The sequence below is a fragment of the Nitrospirota bacterium genome, assembly GCA_016214855.1.
Taxonomy (GTDB): domain Bacteria; phylum Nitrospirota; class Thermodesulfovibrionia; order Thermodesulfovibrionales; family UBA6898; genus UBA6898.
In genome coordinates this window covers 1-19,333 of the sequence record JACRMT010000016.1, presented here as the reverse complement: position 1 = coordinate 19,333, position 19,333 = coordinate 1, and the positions used below count along the sequence as shown (strand labels likewise).

24 protein-coding genes are annotated in these 19,333 nt (G+C 50.3%); 5 read left to right on the top strand and 19 right to left on the bottom strand.

The window, feature by feature from the left end; translation table 11 throughout:
- Positions 1–37: 37 nt before the first annotated feature.
- The 5 genes from HZB62_13385 (at position 38) to HZB62_13365 (ending at position 6,041) form a co-directional block, all read left to right on the top strand.
- Positions 38–1,345: a TolC family protein gene (locus tag HZB62_13385; GenBank protein MBI5076144.1), complete on the top strand. Its 1,308-nt coding sequence runs from the start codon at positions 38–40 to the stop codon at positions 1,343–1,345.
- A gap of 212 nt (positions 1,346–1,557) precedes the next feature.
- Positions 1,558–2,721 (top strand): PilT/PilU family type 4a pilus ATPase, encoded by a 1,164-nt coding sequence (locus HZB62_13380; protein MBI5076143.1) that lies wholly within the window; start codon positions 1,558–1,560, stop codon positions 2,719–2,721.
- A 99-nt stretch (positions 2,722–2,820) separates the two neighbouring features.
- Complete coding sequence (locus tag HZB62_13375; protein MBI5076142.1) at positions 2,821–4,002, top strand: efflux RND transporter periplasmic adaptor subunit; 1,182 nt, start codon at positions 2,821–2,823, stop codon at positions 4,000–4,002.
- A 1-nt stretch (position 4,003) separates the two neighbouring features.
- Positions 4,004–4,690, top strand: coding sequence for an ABC transporter ATP-binding protein (locus HZB62_13370; GenBank protein MBI5076141.1), 687 nt, complete (start codon positions 4,004–4,006; stop codon positions 4,688–4,690).
- Between the two features lie 121 nt (positions 4,691–4,811).
- Positions 4,812–6,041, top strand: coding sequence for an ABC transporter permease (locus HZB62_13365; protein MBI5076140.1), 1,230 nt, complete (start codon positions 4,812–4,814; stop codon positions 6,039–6,041).
- Between the two features lie 52 nt (positions 6,042–6,093).
- Here HZB62_13365 and HZB62_13360 read toward each other — a convergent pair whose 3' ends face one another.
- The 19 genes from HZB62_13360 to HZB62_13270 all read right to left on the bottom strand — a co-directional run bounded on the left by HZB62_13360 (position 6,094) and on the right by HZB62_13270 (position 18,815).
- Entirely contained in the window at positions 6,094–6,477 is a 384-nt protein-coding gene (locus HZB62_13360; GenBank protein ID MBI5076139.1) for a hypothetical protein, read from the bottom strand.
- 269 nt (positions 6,478–6,746) lie between these two features.
- Positions 6,747–7,595, bottom strand: a complete 849-nt coding sequence (locus HZB62_13355; protein MBI5076138.1) for a phosphate ABC transporter substrate-binding protein — start codon at positions 7,593–7,595, stop codon at positions 6,747–6,749.
- Between the two features lie 89 nt (positions 7,596–7,684).
- Positions 7,685–8,269, bottom strand: coding sequence for a hypothetical protein (locus tag HZB62_13350; GenBank protein MBI5076137.1), 585 nt, complete (start codon positions 8,267–8,269; stop codon positions 7,685–7,687).
- 94 nt (positions 8,270–8,363) lie between these two features.
- A complete protein-coding gene (locus HZB62_13345; GenBank protein ID MBI5076136.1) occupies positions 8,364–8,861 on the bottom strand; it encodes a rhodanese-like domain-containing protein in 498 nt (165 codons plus the stop codon).
- Positions 8,862–9,035: 174 nt separating this feature from the next.
- Entirely contained in the window at positions 9,036–9,599 is a 564-nt protein-coding gene (locus HZB62_13340) for a universal stress protein (GenBank protein MBI5076135.1), read from the bottom strand.
- A gap of 7 nt (positions 9,600–9,606) precedes the next feature.
- Positions 9,607–9,753: a hypothetical protein gene (locus HZB62_13335; protein MBI5076134.1), complete on the bottom strand. Its 147-nt coding sequence runs from the start codon at positions 9,751–9,753 to the stop codon at positions 9,607–9,609.
- Positions 9,754–9,767: 14 nt separating this feature from the next.
- The gene (locus HZB62_13330; protein MBI5076133.1) at positions 9,768–11,360 is read right to left on the bottom strand and encodes a putative sulfate exporter family transporter; all 1,593 of its coding nucleotides are present in this window, start codon (positions 11,358–11,360) and stop codon (positions 9,768–9,770) included.
- 61 nt (positions 11,361–11,421) lie between these two features.
- Positions 11,422–11,838, bottom strand: coding sequence for a universal stress protein (locus HZB62_13325; protein MBI5076132.1), 417 nt, complete (start codon positions 11,836–11,838; stop codon positions 11,422–11,424).
- Positions 11,839–11,940: 102 nt separating this feature from the next.
- Positions 11,941–12,963 (bottom strand): sulfurtransferase, encoded by a 1,023-nt coding sequence (locus tag HZB62_13320; protein MBI5076131.1) that lies wholly within the window; start codon positions 12,961–12,963, stop codon positions 11,941–11,943.
- A gap of 88 nt (positions 12,964–13,051) precedes the next feature.
- Positions 13,052–13,513 carry a universal stress protein gene (locus tag HZB62_13315; protein MBI5076130.1) on the bottom strand — a complete coding sequence of 154 codons (462 nt, stop codon included), beginning with the start codon at positions 13,511–13,513 and terminating at the stop codon, positions 13,052–13,054.
- Positions 13,514–13,583: 70 nt separating this feature from the next.
- A complete protein-coding gene (locus tag HZB62_13310) occupies positions 13,584–13,793 on the bottom strand; it encodes a hypothetical protein (GenBank protein ID MBI5076129.1) in 210 nt (69 codons plus the stop codon).
- A 36-nt stretch (positions 13,794–13,829) separates the two neighbouring features.
- A complete protein-coding gene (locus HZB62_13305) occupies positions 13,830–14,018 on the bottom strand; it encodes a hypothetical protein (GenBank protein ID MBI5076128.1) in 189 nt (62 codons plus the stop codon).
- Between the two features lie 28 nt (positions 14,019–14,046).
- Positions 14,047–14,301, bottom strand: a complete 255-nt coding sequence (locus HZB62_13300; GenBank protein MBI5076127.1) for a sulfurtransferase TusA family protein — start codon at positions 14,299–14,301, stop codon at positions 14,047–14,049.
- Positions 14,302–14,329: 28 nt separating this feature from the next.
- Positions 14,330–15,757: a YeeE/YedE family protein gene (locus tag HZB62_13295; protein MBI5076126.1), complete on the bottom strand. Its 1,428-nt coding sequence runs from the start codon at positions 15,755–15,757 to the stop codon at positions 14,330–14,332.
- A gap of 225 nt (positions 15,758–15,982) precedes the next feature.
- Positions 15,983–17,656, bottom strand: coding sequence for a glycosyltransferase family 39 protein (locus HZB62_13290; protein ID MBI5076125.1), 1,674 nt, complete (start codon positions 17,654–17,656; stop codon positions 15,983–15,985).
- 35 nt (positions 17,657–17,691) lie between these two features.
- Positions 17,692–17,994: a hypothetical protein gene (locus tag HZB62_13285; GenBank protein MBI5076124.1), complete on the bottom strand. Its 303-nt coding sequence runs from the start codon at positions 17,992–17,994 to the stop codon at positions 17,692–17,694.
- A gap of 13 nt (positions 17,995–18,007) precedes the next feature.
- Positions 18,008–18,178: a hypothetical protein gene (locus HZB62_13280; GenBank protein MBI5076123.1), complete on the bottom strand. Its 171-nt coding sequence runs from the start codon at positions 18,176–18,178 to the stop codon at positions 18,008–18,010.
- Positions 18,179–18,201: 23 nt separating this feature from the next.
- A complete protein-coding gene (locus HZB62_13275; protein ID MBI5076122.1) occupies positions 18,202–18,474 on the bottom strand; it encodes a hypothetical protein in 273 nt (90 codons plus the stop codon).
- A gap of 116 nt (positions 18,475–18,590) precedes the next feature.
- Positions 18,591–18,815 carry a sulfurtransferase TusA family protein gene (locus HZB62_13270; GenBank protein ID MBI5076121.1) on the bottom strand — a complete coding sequence of 75 codons (225 nt, stop codon included), beginning with the start codon at positions 18,813–18,815 and terminating at the stop codon, positions 18,591–18,593.
- Positions 18,816–19,333 lie beyond the last annotated feature (518 nt).

Below are 19,333 nucleotides of genomic sequence, written 5' to 3'. Positions count from 1 at the left end.
ATGCACCATGAATGTTTATAATCGGAGGAACACTATAATGAAAAGAACAATTTTCCTGCTGCTGATCATGACGTTTTCTTTTGTCCCTGCTGCGCATGCCGAGGAGATCATAGGCAGAGGTGAACTGGTTACCCTTGAGCGGGCGGTCCAGATCGGTCTGAAGAGACACCCCAATGTGCTTGCGGGACAGGGTTCGGTTGCTGTCAGCGAGGCGAAGAAGGGACAGGCACAGGCCGGGTACTGGCCGACACTCGATGCGACGGCGGGGTACGGCAGGGTCAAGTCTGCTTCCGGTTCGTCTGTCAGCTCTTTGCTCAGTTCGGGGTTCTCCTCTTCTCACTCGTTTGAGCAGTATTCTGCCGGCGCTGCAGCGAAACAGACCATTTTCGATTTTGGCAGGACGGGAACCAATGTGGACATACAGAAACAGAACATAGAGGCATCAAAGTCTGATCTTGAAAATACGGAAGAGCAGATAATTCTGAACGTAAAGCAGGCGTATTACAACCACCTTCGGGCGAAAAGGAACAGGGCTGTTGCCGACGAGACGGTCAATCAGTTCCGTCAGCATCTTGAACAGGCAAAGGCCTTTTACGAGGTCGGCACGAAACCAAAATTTGATGTGACAAAGGCAGAGGTTGACCTGAGCAATGCAAGACTGAACCTTATCGTTGCAGAGAATGCCGTTCGACTCACCATGGTATCGCTCAATAATGCCATGGGAGTGCCTGAAGCGCCTGATTACACCATTGAGGACAACCTATCTTTTACAAAATACGTGGTTGGTCTTGAGGACGCAGTAAAAAAGGCCTATGAGAACAGGCCTGAACTGAAGGCGCTCACTGCCCGGCGTATAGCTGCGGAAAAGGCAGTCTACGGTGCGAAGACAGGCTATTTTCCGATGCTTACCGGCAGCGCTTCATGGTCGTGGTCAGGGGAAAGGCCGGATACCCGTGATGGCGGCTGGAACGCGGGTGTTGCGCTTTCAATCCCTATCTTCAGCGGATTTCTTACCAGGAACCAGGTGTTAGAGGCAAAGGCAAACCTGAGCATCCTTGCGGCAAATGAGGAGGCCCTGCGACAGAACGTACTTCTTGAGGTGCAGCAGAACTATCTGAGCCTTAATGAGGCAGAAGAGCGGATCGTAACTGCAGATCTGGCGGTCCGCCAGGCCAAAGAAAATCATGAGATCGCCACCGGCAGGTATGCAGCAGGGGTGGGCAACCCCATTGAGGTTACGGACGCAGAGGTTGCGCTGAGCAATGCAAAGGCAGCGCATATTCAGGCTCTCTATGACTATAAGGTGGGGGCTGCAAGTCTTGAAAAGGCCATGGGCACCAGATAATTAAAATTCTTAAATATATTTAATAATTAATTCATATAAGCTTCATTATTTAGCTGTATGATATTTTCAAGGGCAAAAACCCTTAGCAAAACCCCTCCTAAGGTAGCCGGTCCCCCACCGGCTACCACATTTTTTCCCTGACTCCATCTTCAAAAAAACAGATCGAAACAGATCAAAAGAAGGCGTAAACAGGGGCAGTTTTAGACGGCCAAATGGTAAACTATGCCCTGAAGTACATTCAGACTATAAATTATTTATTCAGGAAGGTCATTGTGAATAATCTTATCGCTCTTTTTCAGAAAGTTCTTCATAAGGCAAAGGAGATGAACGTCTCGGACGTTCATCTGAGTGTAGGGTCGCCATGGAAGTTCAGGCAGCACGGCCACGTTGCGGCTGTGAAATCGCTCGAACCCCTGAAGGTGGCGGAGGCAGATGCAATTGTCCGGCATATCATCGAGCAGACGCGCACGGTCCTGCCTGAGGAGATCGAAAAATTCATGCAGACACTGCAGGACTTCGACTGTTCTTACTCCCTTGCCGGCATCTGCAGGTTCCGGGTGAATATCTGCCGTCAGAGGGGCTCCTTTGCCATTGTTCTCAGGATCGTGCCCTACGACATCCCGTCTGTTGAGGCCCTCGGTCTGCCGCAGGTAATCAAGGACCTGGCCATGGAAGAGCGGGGACTTATCCTTGTCACCGGGATCACCGGGAGCGGCAAGTCAACGACCATGGCATCCATGATCAACCTCATCAACAATTCGAAGCCCTGCAAGATCGTGACGATCGAAGACCCGATCGAATACCTGCATAATGAGATCAAATCCTCTGTTATCCAGCGCGAGATCGGGTCCGACACGGAGAGCTTTTCCAAGGCCCTGCGCGCGGCCCTGCGCCAGGACCCTGACATCATCATGGTTGGAGAGATGAGGGACAGGACCACCATCGACATTGCCTTAAAGGCTGCGGAGACCGGACATCTGGTCATGTCCACGCTTCATACGGTGGACGCGCCGAAGACGATACAGAGGATCATCAGCGTGTTTGATCTTTCCGAACAGCTCACCATCAGAAAACGCCTCTCTGAAGCCTTGACCGCCATCGTCTCCCAGCGGCTTATCAGGAAAAAGGACAATGCCGGCCGTGTCGCGGTCATTGAAGTGATGCGCAACACGCTCAGTATTGCTGACTGCATCGAGAATCAGGACAAGATGGGGAATATACGCGATTATATCTCAACCGGCAAGGACCAATACGGCATGCAGACCTTTGATCAGCATCTGATGGATCTGTACAATCAGGGTGTCATCACCTTTGAGGCAGCAAAGGCTGCTGCAACCAGCCCTGCTGATTTTGAACTGAGCGTGAATGTCCACTGACCGGCGACTGCATGAGGTATCCGGTTCCTTATGCTGTAACTATTGAGCCGTTGCGATTGTTTAAGTAGTAAAGCGGATTTCTGACTGTTCGGAGGTAAGATGAAGAAGATTACTTGTGCCCCGGGGGGTATTGCTGTCATTGTTGTTATCGCTTTGCTGGCAGCTGCCGGATTCTTTTGGCGCAGCAACAAGGGAAACGACGTAAAATTCCGGACAGAAAAAGTTGTAAGGGGTGACATAACCTCCACGGTGACAGCATCCGGCACGGTCAATGCGGTCACCACAGTGCTGGTCGGCACACAGGTCTCCGGCACCGTAAAAGAGATCTTTGTTGACTTCAATTCCGCAGTAAAGAAAAACCAGATCATAGCACAGATAGACCCTGCAACCTTCGAGGCCCAGGTGGAACAGGCACGGGCAGGGCTGTTGCTGGCAAAGGCTAACCTCGAAAGATCAGAGGCCTCACTTGCGGACGCGCAGAGATCCATGAACAGGTCAAAAGAGCTTTTTTTGAAAAACCTTATCGCCAGAAGCGACCTCGATTCTGCAGAGACGAACTTTCTCACTGCCCGGGCGCAGGTGACTGCCTCAAAGGCTCAGGTCGCACAGGCAGAGGCAACGCTCAAGACAGCGGAGACGAATATGCGGTATACGAGGATCATCTCCCCTGTTGACGGCACTGTTGTTTCGCGGAATGTGGATGTAGGCCAGACGGTTGCCGCAAGTTTCCAGACACCCACGCTCTTTACCATAGCCCAGGACCTCACCAAGATGCAGATCGACACGAATGTTGACGAGGCGGACATAGGCAGGATCAAGACAGACATGGATGTTGATTTTACGGTTGATGCATACCCTGAGACCACGTTCAAAGGCAAGGTCTTTCAGGTGCGGAACGCGCCGATATCTGTCCAGAATGTCGTTACCTATGATGTTGTGATCAAGTTGTCCAATCCTGATCTCAAGCTCAAGCCCGGGATGACCGCTAATGTTTCGATCATCACCTCTACACATGGCAATGTGCTGAAGCTGCCAAAGGCAGCGCTGCGCTTCAGTCCCGGCACGCCGGATAAGACGAAGGCCGGCAAGCAGCAAAGAGGGCCGGGCGTCTGGGTGGTCGAGAATAAATCGCCAAAGCGTATTGGGGTCACCATAGGGATCAGCGACGGCATGCACAGCGAACTTCTGTCCGATGACCTTAAGGAAGGCCAGGAAGTGATCGTCGAATCTTTCGGCAAGGCCAATGAAAAGCCGGCTGCCGCTGCCCCGAAAATGTTCTGATATGAGCCTGATCGACGCTCGGGGCATCAGCAAAACATACACCTTCGGCGAGCTTCAGGTGAGGGCGCTCTGTCCCACGACCCTGACTATCGAAGAGGGTGAGTTCATTGCGGTCATGGGGCCGTCCGGATCAGGCAAGTCAACGCTTATGAATATCCTCGGCTGCCTTGACAAGCCGACAACCGGGAACTACCTGCTGAGCGGGGTTGATGTGGGCGGGTTGAGCAGGGACGAGCGCGCTGAGATCAGGAACAGGAAGATCGGGTTTGTATTTCAGGGGTTCAATCTGCTTTCGAGGACAGCAGCAATAGAAAATGTTGAACTGCCGCTTCTGTATAAGGGCGTTTCTGCTGAAGAGCGGAGGCAAAAGGCCATGGCAGCGCTCAGAAAGGTCGGGCTTGAGGGCAGGGAGCACCACCACCCCAATCAGCTTTCAGGCGGCCAGCAGCAGCGTGTTGCGATTGCACGGGCCCTGGTGAACAATGCTCCTATCATCTTTGCTGACGAACCGACCGGAAACCTTGATACGAAGACGAGTGCGGAGATCATGGACCTTTTTGTGCAGCTGAACACCGAGGCCAATATTACGGTCATGCTGGTGACGCATGAGTCTGATATTGCTGCGTACAGCAAGCGCATTATCCGCTTCCTTGACGGCTGCATTGTGAGCGATGAGGTAAGAAAATGACTTGCAGATCAGCCATCAGCATTCAGTGGTCAGCTTTCAGCAGAGAAGGCATAAAGAATGTCCCAGGTGCGTACGAGTGTATAGGCTGTTCGGATTGTGTCTTTGCTGAGCGCATACAGACATGATCAATATCCCCTCCACATTCAGGATCTCTCTCAGGGCATTGCGCGTGAACAAGATGCGCTCAGGGCTTACCATGCTCGGCATGATCATCGGCGTCGGCGCGGTGATAGCCATGCTTGCGGTCGGCACCGGTGCGCGTCAGAAGATTTCTGAGCAGATAGCGAGCATCGGCAGCAACCTGATCATGGTACTGTCAGGGGCGAGTACATCCGGGGGCATTCGGATGGGTGCAGGCACCCAGCCTACGCTTTCGCTCGGCGATGCTGACGCAGTCGAGAAGGAATGTCCTTCAGTGCAGGCTGTTGCTCCGATCCTCGGCGGTACGGCCCAGGTAGTGTATGGGAATCAGAACTGGTCTACAGGTGTGACCGGAACTTCGCCGAACATACTCATTGTTCGCGAATGGAGTCTGTCCTCGGGAAGACCGTTTTCTGACGATGATGTGAAGAGCGCCACAAAAGTTTGTCTTATCGGCCAGACCATCGTGGAAAATCTTTTCGGCAGCATCGATCCTGTGGGACAGGTGATACGCATCAAGAAGATCCCCTTTACCGTAGTAGGTGTGCTTGAGGAAAAGGGCCAGTCGCCGAACGGGCAGGACCAGGACGACACTATCTTCATCCCGATTACGACAGCACAGAAGAAACTTTTCGGCACTGCCTTTCCCGGAATGATCCGCCTTATGTCTGTAAAGGCACGGTCAGCAGAAGATCTTCCGAAGGCCGAAAAGGAGATCACTGACCTGCTTCGGCAGCGCCACAGATTGAGCGCAAAACAGGAGAATGACTTCACGGTCAGAAACCTTACCCAGATGCTCCAGACCGCTGAGCAGTCAACCAAGGTGATGACCATCCTGTTAGGCGCAATTGCCTCGGTATCGCTTGTTGTCGGCGGCATCGGCATCATGAACATCATGCTCGTCTCGGTCACGGAGAGGACACGGGAGATCGGCATCAGGATGGCGGTCGGCGCCAAGACCTGGGACATCAGACTTCAGTTCATCATTGAGGCCCTGACGCTTTCGATGATCGGCGGCATCATCGGCATCATCTGCGGGATTACGGTATCCAAAGTGCTTTCTAATCTTGCAGGCTGGTCTATTGTCGTATCGCCTTTTTCTGTGTTTCTTTCCTTCGGTTTCTCAGGCCTGGTAGGGATCTTCTTCGGTTTTTATCCGGCGTACAAGGCATCGCTGCTCGATCCCATAGAAGCTCTGCGCTATGAATAAAAAAGCCCTGCAGGAATGCAGGGCTTTTCGCGGGACGGTAGTGCCGGGCGGTCTATTTAATAAGCGTAGCAAGTCCTCCGATAACGGGAAGTTTTTTGGTGCTGCCGTTTGCCGCATTAATAATGCCCATAATGGCAAGGCCCAGGCAAGCCAGCCAGAACACCGGCAAAAGAAGCATTGCCATCAGAGGTCCCAGAAGGGGGATGAAGGCCAGGATGAATGTTATGATAGTCAGGCCGATTCCTCCGGCAAATCCGAAGATGAGGAGAATCAACTGCTGATTTGAATGAAACTTGGCGTATATGCTGTTTTTTGCCTCAGTCACCAGCGGGATGAAAAATAAAATCGGAAATATGTAACCCACGATCGCCAGAACCTTGTTCTTCTCCACATCCTGTGCATCAAACTGTGCCGTCTCCTGATCTGTCTCGCCCATTGAACCCTCCTAAGTATAGTATTAGTCTTTAAGACAGAAACAGTTTACCATTTATATACCCGTATAACCATAATATTTAACATCGCCATGCCGCTTGTTCAACCCGATATCCATGGCCTGCAAAGTGCAGTCATACCCTTAATGGGACAAACAGCATATCTTAATATTACCCCGGCATCCTCGCTGGTCGGCAATCGGACGGCTTAGCATTTCGAATATAAAGAGCGATTTCAGTCAGGCGAGGACAGGATGAGGAATTCGATTGCGGGTTAATAGTTGCCGTATTTCTGCCAGAGCGCCTGACCGTCCTTGAGCGTTACAGTATTTTCTTTTTTGATTATGCCCTGCCCTTCATCGCTGAGCACAAAGGAGATAAACTTGTTAACCTCCGGACTTGCATCATGTCTGGTAACAAGATACAGCGGCCGGTACAGCATATACTCCCCACGTGCAATGGTGTTATACGATGGGGCTTTCCCTTCGATCTTCAGCACCTTGAACGACCGCTTTGTAGCGCTGCTTATCCCTGTAAAGGCAATAGTCCACGGGGTCTTTTCCACGGCCTCTTCAACCGGTCCGGTGGATTTGAAAAGTAGCGCCTTCGGAGTAAATTCCTGGTCCGGGTTCTTGAACACAAGCTTGCGAGCCATCTGGCCCACACCGGAAAGTTTGCCTTCCCGAGCAACGACCTGGATAGGCCGGTCTGGGCCTCCAACGCTCTTCCAACTGGAAGTCTTGCCGGTAAAAATATTCCGTATCTGTTCAAGGGTCAGGTTATCCACAGGGTTTGATTTATGAGTGACCACTATAATGGCGTCCCAAGCCACGGGGACCAGCTTAACCCCGCGCTCTTCATTCCTCGCAACTGCATGTCTGCACGTGCCACCGATGTCGGCTTTTCCGGCAGCCACGTCAACGATTCCCCTGGTGGCGCCGGCTTCCTGAAGGCTTATCTTCACGCCTGTCTTTTTTTCATACTCCTTTGATATGGACTGCATTACCGAGAGTTCAAGGATATCGCACCCTACCCATTTCAGTTCAGCAGCAGGGGCGACTCCGACTGCGATTACGCAAACAAAAATCAGTAAGGTTAAACCTGCGAATGCCATTTTCCTCATTTCCGTTACCTCCTTTATTGTCACCCTTTCATTATTATTGACCTTCCGCATTGGACCTGCTTCGTCAAAACGTGCACTATCCGTGCTAACTATCCTGTGTTCCATATCAGCACCAGGATGAGTAAAAGGACAAGTTCAAGAACCGATATCTTGACCATGATAAGAGCGATAGTTCTCTCCGAAATGGTGAGCTTGAGCCAGACGCTATCCATGAACCATTTCTGAAACTGCTTTGAGAGAGAATTTCTCTCGCTAATTTTCAGATAGTTCCCGACGCTTCTAAGCCATACATCAAGTTCATCCTGAGTTCCTTTTATGAGGGACTCATTTTCTGCATCAAGTTCGAATGTCTGTGTAAGCTGAATACCTCCGCTAACAGGTTCGAGCCCGTAGCGTATGGTTCTAATAACTCCGCTTCCGATGGCATAGGAGATCAGCCTGTTCGTCTCAAGCCTGTCTATTTCAATGGCATGAGTCTCGATATTTTTAGTTGCATAATATTCGATCGTCAGTATAAGACGTTCACCTATCTGTGCAACCCTGCCTGATGAGGGTTCAATACTCTTCAGACTAAAAAAAGGCGAGAGTCTGATAATTGTCTTCAGGTCAGTTATGACCTGGAAGGCCGCTGCAAGAGATACCGGCAGCAGAATGCTTGAGGATATCGAGTGCATTGGCTATTTATACGTACGCATATAAAATGCAAAGGGTCAGGGTTGCTCTCCGCATTCCCCAACCCTTTGCATTAATATGGGTTACCGTATCCGGCTATTTGCCGCCTTCAACTGTCGGGTAGTCAAGCTTGACCCATTCGGGCAGTCCGTTTCTGAACCAGTAGACTTCCTTGAAGCCGAGGCTCTGATAAAGAAGGGCAGCTGCCGGTGAGCGCCAGCATTTAACGCCGTTGCAATAGAGTACAAGCGGGACTTTCTTGTCCAGCGCGTCAGACAGCTTTGGGTTTCCCATCAGTTCATCTACGGTAATAAGAGTGGCACCGGTTATGTGCTCTTTGGTGAACTGTTCCTTGTTCCTGTTGTCGATGATCACGAACTTCTTCTTCTCATCCATCCACTTTTTTAATTCTTTGCCGTCGATAAGCTTGATGCCCTGAAGGGATGCAGGCATGTCTTTCTTTGCATCAGCGTCTGCCTTCAGACTCTCTGCCTGTTTAATGACAGCATCCGGATAGGGTCCTGCAGCTGCCATGGTGTAAAACCCTGCCAAGGCCACGGTGAGAAACAGTAATGCGATCAATGTGCGTTTCATGATGCTTCCTCCTTTACCGCCTGTTCATGACAGGTGGCTGATAAAATGGTTAACCACGTCTGCCGGCTTTGTAAAAAGTCCGTATGCTGCGTTGCGCTTCAAAACCCGTCACTGCGACGTAACTGTAATTACGCCTCATTCCTCATTTTTTGCGCGCCTTGCCTCCGGAGCTTTTTACAAACCCGTCTCACATTTCCTACTTTTCCCGAGTTTGTTCCATTGGGTTTCCTGAAAATCTTGAGCATGTCCCTGCTCCCTGAGCTTCTCACCCCCTCTGCCGGCATCTGCTTTTACCCGGAGAACCGAACAAGGCGCTGCCTTCATCAGTTTGACAAGGGAAACCTTTGCCCTGTATTCCTCGGATGTTTTGCTGCCATTGCTGCCGATCACAATGAGGTCTGCGTTGGTCCCGCCGGCCTCTTCGGCAATGACTGTCCCGGGGTCACCCACCCTGACAGAAGACGTTACGGTTATGCCGTGCGCCCCTGCACGCTGAACGAGCCCGGCCAGTGCCGCATCTGCCATCCGGTACAGTTCTGATTCGGCGTAGCGGTAAAAATCCATTCTCTTTTCAGAGGAGTGGAGCCATTCTATGCCGACCAGAGACCCCCAGTCCTTATGAATGACATAGAGACCATGAAGACGTGCACCCAATGCCTGAGCCAATTGTATGGCATGTAACTCTGCCTGAATCGCATTTTCGGTGCCGTGCGTAGCCACCAGTATCTTACGTATCATAGCGAAATCACTTCAGTGCGATAAGCACCAGTATCGCAAGGACAAAGGCAATTATCAGCGCTGTAATATCTTCCTTTTTTTCAGAGGCAAAGACGCTGAGAGCGCGCTCCTCCATCTTTTTTTGTTCTTCTGTCGTTGCTTTTTCTTCAGCCATTTTTCATGCCTCCTTTAGATGGTTCCCTTGATTAACAGCCAGCAGACAAAGAAAGAAAGTACTGCCTTTGCAACTCCGGAAACCACACCTATTAGCGCTGCCTTTCCTCCTGCTTGTCGGATGGTCGACCAGGTGATCTGCATCCCAAGGCCGATAAGACCGAAGGCAAAGAACCACATCATATATTCCCTCATCATCTCCATGGTCTTGGGCTTTGCCTGGACTTTCTTGTCAGCGTCCTGAAATACCTTTTTCATGTCTTTGTCAGTTGTAAAATCCTGAGCTTTCAGGACAAGGTCAGTCTGATCAGCACTGGTTACCTGCCTGTCGGCTACAAGTTTTTCAAGCGCTTCCTTGACCTTTGGGTCGGTGACTGAACCGGTTTCAATAAATGCCTGAATCTTCTTCAAGTCCCTGGTTCTTACTTCCTTGCTTTCGGCAGGCTTGAAGCTGTAGAAGTGCTTGCCGTGGAGTTCCTGCCCGGAAGGGGTGAAGACTCCTGTTGAACTGAAAGCAAACATGATGATAAAACCGAGGACAAAGAGCGGAAACTTGTCAATGAGGACCTTGCCAAGATTGACCTTGCCTTTCTCAGACTCTTCCTCTCCCTTTGCAAACCATATTGCAAGCACAATGACTATGAAGGGGAGGAACAGGATTCTGGTGATATTAAATATTTCCGCGACTTTCAGGGTCTCTATGGTGTTGGGGTCAAATATCAGGGCAGCTGCCGCAACCTGGGCTGAGTTGAGGATGCCGGTGCCTGCCCAGGCCCCGAACTGAAGCTCGTTCATGCCTACCATCTTTGCTACGGGTGGGAAAACAAAAAGGCCTACAACACCTATTAGCAGCAGCATGCCGATCGAGTAGGCCATGTCAACGCCTCTGGCCTTCACGACCGGGGCTGCAGCAACTGCAGCTGATACGCCGCAGACGCCCATACCGGCAGACAGCACACCGATTAATGGACGGGGTGCCTGAGCAAGCTTGCCGAGCCATAGGACAAGTAGGGAAGTTCCCATAACGAATGTAGCGACCATCACAATACTCAACCCGCCAAGATACTTGAGCTCGGTAATGCTGTACATTGCTCCCAGCGTGATAACCCCCATCTTCATGGCCAGACGGGCGGTCTTGACACCTGCCTGCATCCAGGAAGGAATGCCGATAGTATTGACCCAGATAATGCCGAGGATGATCCCGAGGAGGATGTAGTTAAGGCCGAAGATAGTTGCCATATCAAAACCGAGCGCAGGTTTCGCCAGTTTTCCCCATATCTTGAAGATGGGCTCCATGTAATAACGTGTTATATAACAAAGAGTGATTATAGTTCCGATGCCGGCCATAGGGGCACGCACAAGTTTGTCAAACTTTGATGTCATGGACGGCACCGCAAGATTCCAGATGCCGATCAGACAGATGATAACCCCTGACCATAAGCCAACGGAAATCTGCGTGCCGATTGTACCGCCTGTTTTAAGGTACTCCGCGACAGCGACGAGTCCGCTGGGTGTTAAAGCCGTATTCTGGCTCCTGAGAATAAGGGCATACGCAAGAAGAATCAGCCCCACTATTAATGTTACGGGTGACCTCTTTTCCCCATCCATATCTGCCTCCTTTTATGAACGTTTAGTTTTATTTACGGCACTGCTTTTTATACTGTTTTCTTTATTTCACAACCAGGACATCGCAAGCTGCATGATCAACGACCCTGGAGGAGACGCTGCCAAGCAGGAATTTTCTGGCTCCATGCCTGCCGTGGGAGCCGACCACAACCAGATCGATCTTCTTGTCGGCGCAGGTGCTGATTATGATGTCTGCAGCGTTTCCAAACAGTACAGCAGTCTCCATTTCAACGCCTTTTTTGGAAAGGTCATCCTTCAATGCAGTCAGTCTTTTTTCAGATTCCTCGGTCATGATGCTATACATGTTTTTGCAGTCGTCATCGCTTATTTCCATCATGCAGAGGTCAGGGACAACAGAGAGTACGACGATAGCGGACTTTGTCATCGCTGCTATGTCTGCAGCCTTTGAGAGTGCCTTATCCGCGTGTTCTGAACCATCATGAGCAACTAATATACGCATTTAGAATCCCCCCTTTTTTGCGGAATGATAATCAGGCCGGCAGAAAAGACTGCCGGCCTGTCTTCTAAAAAATAGCACATACATAGTCGAAGTGCAACCTGACTATTCCTTTGCTCCCTCTTTTTTCGGCATGGCATCCTTGAGGGCCTTGAGATCATCTTCAGCCTTCTTCAGCCTCTCGAAGTTGATCCACTGTTCGTCAGCCACCGGGTATTTGAGATTGTTGCCCCAGACGATCCAGGAATCATCCCAGTTTGCAGGCTCCTTAAAGCCAAGCAGTCTCATCTCAAGATACGTAAGGGTTGAACGCGTTCCGGTGTGGCAGTATCCAATCGTACGCTTGCTCTTGTCGAAGTCTTTGAAGAACCCGGCAACCCGGTCAGGCGAAAGATAGCCGTTGTCAACGTCTTTACCCGTCTTTGGATCTTTTTCCTGATCCATAGTGTTTTTATGAGAGATGTTCTTGGTTGTGTTGGGAACATAGCCGCCGCGCAGGGAGCGGATATCCTCGCCCGCATGTTCTTTTTCGGTTCTGGAATCTATGAGGGTGATGCCCTTCTTTTTGCCCTGGGCGATCTGAAGTATTTCATCGGTAGTGGCGATCCTGTTTGCTACGACCTTTGCCGCAAATTTTGTCTCTTTTTTCATGGCAGGTTCATTCGTCAGTTTTTTGCCTGCCTTCATCCATGCATCAATACCGCCGTTGAGTACATGTGCCTTGTCATGACCGAGATACTCCATTATCCAGAAGGAGACGCTCACATCCTTGAAGGTGTCAGTGGTCTTGTGCTCGCCATAAAAGACAACGTGTGTGTTATTGCCTATGCCGGACTTGCCGAAAATAGTCTCATATTTCTTTGGATCCTTGAATACCCTTGATGTGCTGTCCCGCAAAGCTTTTTTGCACTCTTTGCCAAAGCTGATGGCGCCCGGGATATGACCTTTTGCGTAATCCTTCAGATCCCTGCAGTCCACAATGACCCAGTCTGCCTTGCTCGCGTTCTTCTCGACATCTGCCGGTGTCAGCAGCAATTCAGGATGTGCCCACGTTGCAGCTTGTGACAGGCCTGCTGAGACCAGCAGGAACATCGTTACTACCATCAGATGCATAATTCTTTTTTTCATAGCCTCGTTTGCCTCCCTTTCAGTGTTACGGTTGTTAGTTAAGAATTGGATCAGCGGAAGCCGCCTCTTCAATTTTCCCTGCATGATCTTACTTGGCAAGAAGCACAGGTATATCAGCCCTGTTGGCCACCTCCCTGCTGACACTGCCCATAAGAAGATCGTGCATTTTCCTGCCCCGTGACCCTATGATTATCATGCCTGCACCTTCTTCCTTTGCAGCGTTGAGTATTTCGTCTGCAGGATGGCCTTCCCTGACAAGCGTTTTTATTCCGACAATCCCTTTTTCCTTAAAGAGGTCAGTGTGAAATGAGATGACCTTTGCGGCCTTCCTGTCCAGAAATTCCTGGTACTCTGTACCTTTCAGCATCTCCTTCAGGGTTGACATCTCTGCCTCCCCGAGCATCTCGTCCATAAGGGAGCGGCCTTCGATCTTCTGGATATAGAGAAGCACTACGGTATCGGGACGGTTTGACGGAAAGAGATCGATAAAGGTGCGAACGGCTGCCTCTGACCCCTTGCTGTCATCAACAGCAATAAGTATTTTTTTCATGCGTCTGCCTCCCTGAGCAATCTGACTTTGTATGGCCTGCAACTGTTTCTGATGTCTGGCTGTTTCTGCATCACTCTGCCTTGTACAGGTCCTTGAAATGCTCTTCATATTCCTTGCCGAACTCCGAGCCAATGGCCTTGGTTTCCGAGGAGCCGTACGCCGGGGCTTCCTGCTTCTCAAAATATCCGGGTTGGATCGGGATGCCATAAGAGGTCTTAAATCCTATCAACACCCCGACCATAAAGACGACCACAATGACTGCAATAAATTTCTTTTCCATCAGTTATCCTCCCTGAAATGCCTATGCAGATCCGTACTACTTTTCTTCATCTTTAAAGAGATCCTTATAGTGCTGCTCCATCCCCTTGTCTATCTGGGACTCTACTCCTTTTTCTTTCCGGCCGCTGAATACGCCGGCCTGGATAAAGGGCGGAACGCTGTACCCGATCAAAAATCCGGTAAATAAGGTGACTACAAGAATTGCGATGATGAATGTTCTGTCCATGTCTACACCTCCGGCAATGACGCTGGTGTCATGCCGCCTTCCTTATCTTGAAGATAATTTTGCCGCCTTGCTGGGTCCGCTCGATTATTTCATTGCCAAGCGATGAACACATGGCCGTGATCGATTCACCTGAAGAAGGATTGTCAAAGGTGACTTCCAGGGTATCTCCTTCCTTGATCTTTTCGAGCATTTTCTTGGTGTAAATCTGAGGATGCGGGCAGACATACCCTGTGCAGTCAAGGGCATAGGAGCCTTCGGATATTTTTTCGAATTTTACCGCCATGATAGTGTTCCTCCTTTTTCTCTCTGCATCATATTTCCATTCCGGCAAGTTCTTTGGCCATTTTCCGCTCTGTCCACCAGTTGAAGAATTTCACCCCTACAAAGGCTCCGCCTATCATGCCGAGCCCGAAGAGCCATCCGCCGACATCGCCGTTAGAGACCCGGACAAAGAATGCGCCCACATTACAGCCGAGGCCGAGCCGTGAGCCGATTCCCATGAGAAAGCCGCCGACAATGGCCCATGTCGCAAGTTCCATGGTCGGTTTTTTGAATTTGAACTCATTGTTCATCAGCGCCATGATTGCTGCACCGCCTATAAGGGCCAGGGACATCCAGTCAGCAGGATTCAGGGCAGGGTTCGGTATGCCGTTGATATAGCCGAAAAAGATATTGTCCATATTGTTCCAGCCGAGCTTGTGCATGACCCAGCCTACCCACTGGGCCTCCTGCGTGGTCACATACCAGTAGCCTGGGTCAAACACGGTACCCCTGATCGACAGGCCGAAATCCGAGCCGAGCCGCGTGAGGATCTCTCCTGCATTTCTGATCCCGAACTTTATGCGCAGACCTTCAATGACGAACATCTGGAGTCCGCAGGCTATGCCGAGAAAGAGGCCTGCTAACGAGGTCCTCTTTGATGAAAGAATCATCTGCCAGAAACCGGTGAGATGGTCACGGAGGCTGACACTTCCCTTTGCTTTCAGCGTGTCGCGCACAAACGCCCTCTTCCCCCAGATGAAATAGACCACGGTCAGCATGAGAAGCGCAGGTAAGATGACGCCGACAAGAAGATTTCCTGCAAATGCGCCTGACGCTGATTCGTTCTTCAGGCCGAGCAGCTTTGCGAATGTGACGGTTGGATGGTTCCAGACATAGCCTGCAAGGTATTGGTCGAGCCAGCCATCTCCAACATTTATCACCGCCGGAAGGTTCTTTGACAGTGCTGAGGCGTGCCAGGAAGCCGGGACGAGGTAATTGAGCCAGCCGCCGATATCTGCAAAGGACGACTGTGTTACGCTGATGGATAATATTACGAGCAGAGCCACCCCGTTTCCTTCTCCTGCCTTATAGAGTGAGCCAGAGGCGCAGCCGCCTGCAAAGACCATCCCGACCCCGAATATAAGACCTGCGATCATGGAGTGAATCCCTGAAGGAGAGGCATGGAACGTGCTGAATCCGGTAGCTGTCACAAATGAAGAGACGAGTCCGAAAAATAACGTGGCGGTCATGATGCCTACAACCATTCTCGGCACGCCGACGGCGAACAGGTCCCTGAAGGCTGAGGCAAAACAGAACCTGCCGTATTGCAGGCACATGCCGTAGATGAGACCGAACCAGAGATAGGCGGAGAGATAAATATAATAATCATTGTAAGCGTATGTCACTATGCTTACGAGGGCGAAGAATCCGATGATCACCAACGCCCATATCTTCTTCTTTTTTGCATCACTTTCCACCTTTCTACCTCCACGAATTGAATTTGCCTCTGTCAACAACGAATTGTTTTTCAAGGGGATTGTTGCAAGTGGCATACCATCAGGTCCGAGCGGTCCGGAAAAAGGGAAATATGGTGTTAATACAGAGGCTTGATACCGGGAGGCCTGCAGTGTCGTTCACCCTGCTGATTTGTGAACTGTTCCGAAAGGAACAATGAAAGGGAATAGTTGTCCCAAAAGGAACAGCTATTCCTGCCTGAGGATCGTCACGAACGTCTGGTATTTAAAGACCTCTGATGTCTGTCCGAACTCTTTCAGCATCTTCAGGGAACCAGGATCTTTTCCAATGAATGCCCCGGCTGCAGGGTCGAGCGCCCTGCTCGAAATGATGACAACAGCACAGCTTTTGTCTGTCTCGGGCTGAGAATACAGATCAGGCTTTGTTGTCTCCCAGGTGAACCTCAGGGAAGATTTCTGCGTTGTGCTGTCCTGCATATGCCCGGGCCACTCCTGGGGAGAGACGATTTTTTTGACCGTATGGTAGTCGAGTATCGGTATTGCTGCGAATGTGCTGCCTGACGAGCTTTCCTGCGGCAGGGCATAGACCTCAACAGAATCGCAGTTCAGGGTGTTGAGATACTGCCCGGCATGTTTCAGGTTTGCCATGCCTGTAGTGTTCAGGAACGGCAGATATGCGCTGTATACGAGAACCAGCGACGAGGCCGCGATGCACAGGGAAATGAATTGTTTGATGGGCCTGTCTTTGACCAGTTGAAGACCATATGCTGCCATGAGAGCAAAGAGCGGGAAGAGCGGGATAATATACCGTATTCTCTTTATCTGGAGGATGAGTACCAAAACAGCGAACCATGCTGGAATAAGGAAACGTATATCCTTCTTTTGGATCGCCCGGTATATTCCGCAGAGTGCGAGGATGGTCACGAACGGATGTGTCTGGTACAGGAACGTCGAGAGAAAACCTTCCTGCCAGCGGCTGAGGCCTGACCACTGGTACGTCCTGAGGATCATGATCTGGTCCCGGAAAAGATCATAGCGGACAAAGATGACACCCCCTGCAAGAAGACCTGCAATGAGAAGAACAGAACATGTTCTGCTGAATGTCTTCTTCGGCTGTCCCGTTCCGGAAACAAATGAGATTATCGGAATAACAGAAAGCATCAGCCAGGTCGAATATTTTGCAAAAATGGCCAAGCATAATGCGACTGAGGCAGCAACTGTCCAGCGAAGCCCTCCCTTTTCAATCGCATGAAGAAAGGTATAGATGGAAAGGGTCAGGAAGAACATTGTCGGCAGATCGACAAGCAGCAGAGGCACCTGCGTAAGCAGGTAGGGCATTCCCAGCAGAAGCAGTCCTGCATGCAGCCCTGTTTCCTCATCCCAAAGCCTTTTCCCGACAAGGAATGTCATTACGCCTGTCAGCGCGAAGAGGGTGGTGTTGAACACCTGAATACAGAGCCTGGAATCTCCAAAAACGGCAAACACAAGGCCGTAGAGAAAGGGCACCAGCGGCATATCGGTCCAGGCATGGATCTTGTCGCCCCAATGATCAAGGAAATACCGTATCCCGTGCTCTTTCAGGGATTTGGCCTGGACAAAATATCTGGACGCATCAATGATTGACTCGGACTCCTGCCAGAGAGGGATGATCGAAACGAAAGACAGGAGAAAAAGAAATGCATATGCATTGCGCCCGGAAAACCTCAGGCGCGACAGGGCATAGGCGCAAAGCAATGCCGGTAAAAGGAAGAAAAATACTTGCAGGATACCTGACTGAGAGAAGACCCATCGCCAGCTGGTGAACGTATTGTTATCTGCCGAGCGGTAGATGTAGAGAATGGGCAGGACGATAAGGGTGCAGAAGGACACGAGCAGGACATGCTCGGTCTTCCTGATATCCATGATAGGCACCTCCTGTGCGGGAGAAACAGAAACCGCTAAAACACCAGAACTCTGTCAGATTCATGCACCATGACTGCATTATTATACTGACTGCCGCTCAGGATTTCGTCAGGCAAGCCTTCTTTTTTTATTCCTTCCTTCTGTGCGCTGAGGTCGCAGAAGCTCATCAATACTCCGTGAAGGATGGACAGTCCGGCAAAAGCAGGATCTTTCAACAGTCTCGTGCCGGTGTCCATCACAAATATCGTGATCTCATGGCCTCTGCCAAGTGCAGCCGTCACCATGCCGATAATATGGTCAAGATGTTTATCCGTATTAACCAGTATGCCGAGTTTCATGTCTCACGCCTCCTTATTGCCAGCAAATTACCCTGTCATGTGATTCCATCAGGCTGACGATATAGTCATAATCCCTGTTTTCTCTCAGATCAATGACAGTCACATGATCTATCATTGCCTGCTCCAAAAATATCGTGCCTGTTGTTGTGTCAGGCTCTTCTTTGACCACATGCAGGATCCTCATCAGTTCCTCCCTTGTTACATCGATTAATACGGCAGCACGGTGTCATAGCCCGGAAATTTCCTGGCCATATGTTCGGTGGAAAGATATTCCATACCGCTGTTTTCGGCTGAATTTGTGTACATCTTCATGTCCATCAACTCCATGGTCTCGATATTCAGCCTGTTGTTTTCAGAATCCTCCAGTTTCCTGTCAAGCACAAAGACATCGATTGTGTCATCCATAAGAGTAAGTCCTACAGCCATTCTTAGCGCCTCATCCTGCCTGTCGCGTGCAACAACTGCAATTCTTTTTTTCACTCGATACCTCCTGATATCTGGTCTTGCCGTTATCCTCCTGACAGCGCAGGGGGTCATGCCCGGCACTGCCAAAGGCAGATACCGGGCATGCGGGGAGAAAGACTTTGCTCTCTTATTCATTTCTGTATATTAAAATAGATGACTCCACTCTCTTCTTCCAGGGAGAGCAGACGGTAACCAGAATATTCGCATAGTGCAATAAGGGCCTGTCTTGCCCCTGAATCGTCAGCTATGACCCTGAGTATCTGGCCTTTTGCCATCATGCTCAGAACGTTCCTTGTCACTTCCTTTGGCCTCTGGTCAGTAAGTCCCTTGATATCAAGTGTCTTGTCTGCTTTCATGCGCTTGCCTCTTCTGAAAACTGTCGACCGCAGCGTATCGACGCAGTAACGGTTCCAGTCACCATGGAACAGTATTTGCAAGTTGAATACCAGAGCTATACCTATTGGAATATAAGGAAATTCAAGAAGGCCGGTATTATTTATTGTCCGGATCGGGACAGGATAATCTTGCACTCTGGCCTGTTTGCGACAGTGATGAGGGAAAGGTTGAGACCCTTATCGCATGGTCAAAGTCTCACTTGGCCAATCTACGCAGATATCGTTTCGGCAATAAATGCCTTGCCTCTTTCGTCCTTCATAACAACAGCGGCAGTGAAGGCTACTCCGTTTTTTTTAAAAATGAACAGATGGAGAGCTGATTTGCCCTATAAATGCCCTCACTGCTGTCCGGTTAAGAGACAGCTGAATACTTAAAACTATATGACAGATAATGCTTTTTACAACTATTTTGGTGGTGTCGACTTGAATACAAATCGACGAATGGGCAATCCTTTTGGAACTGAGAGTTCCGGAGGTGC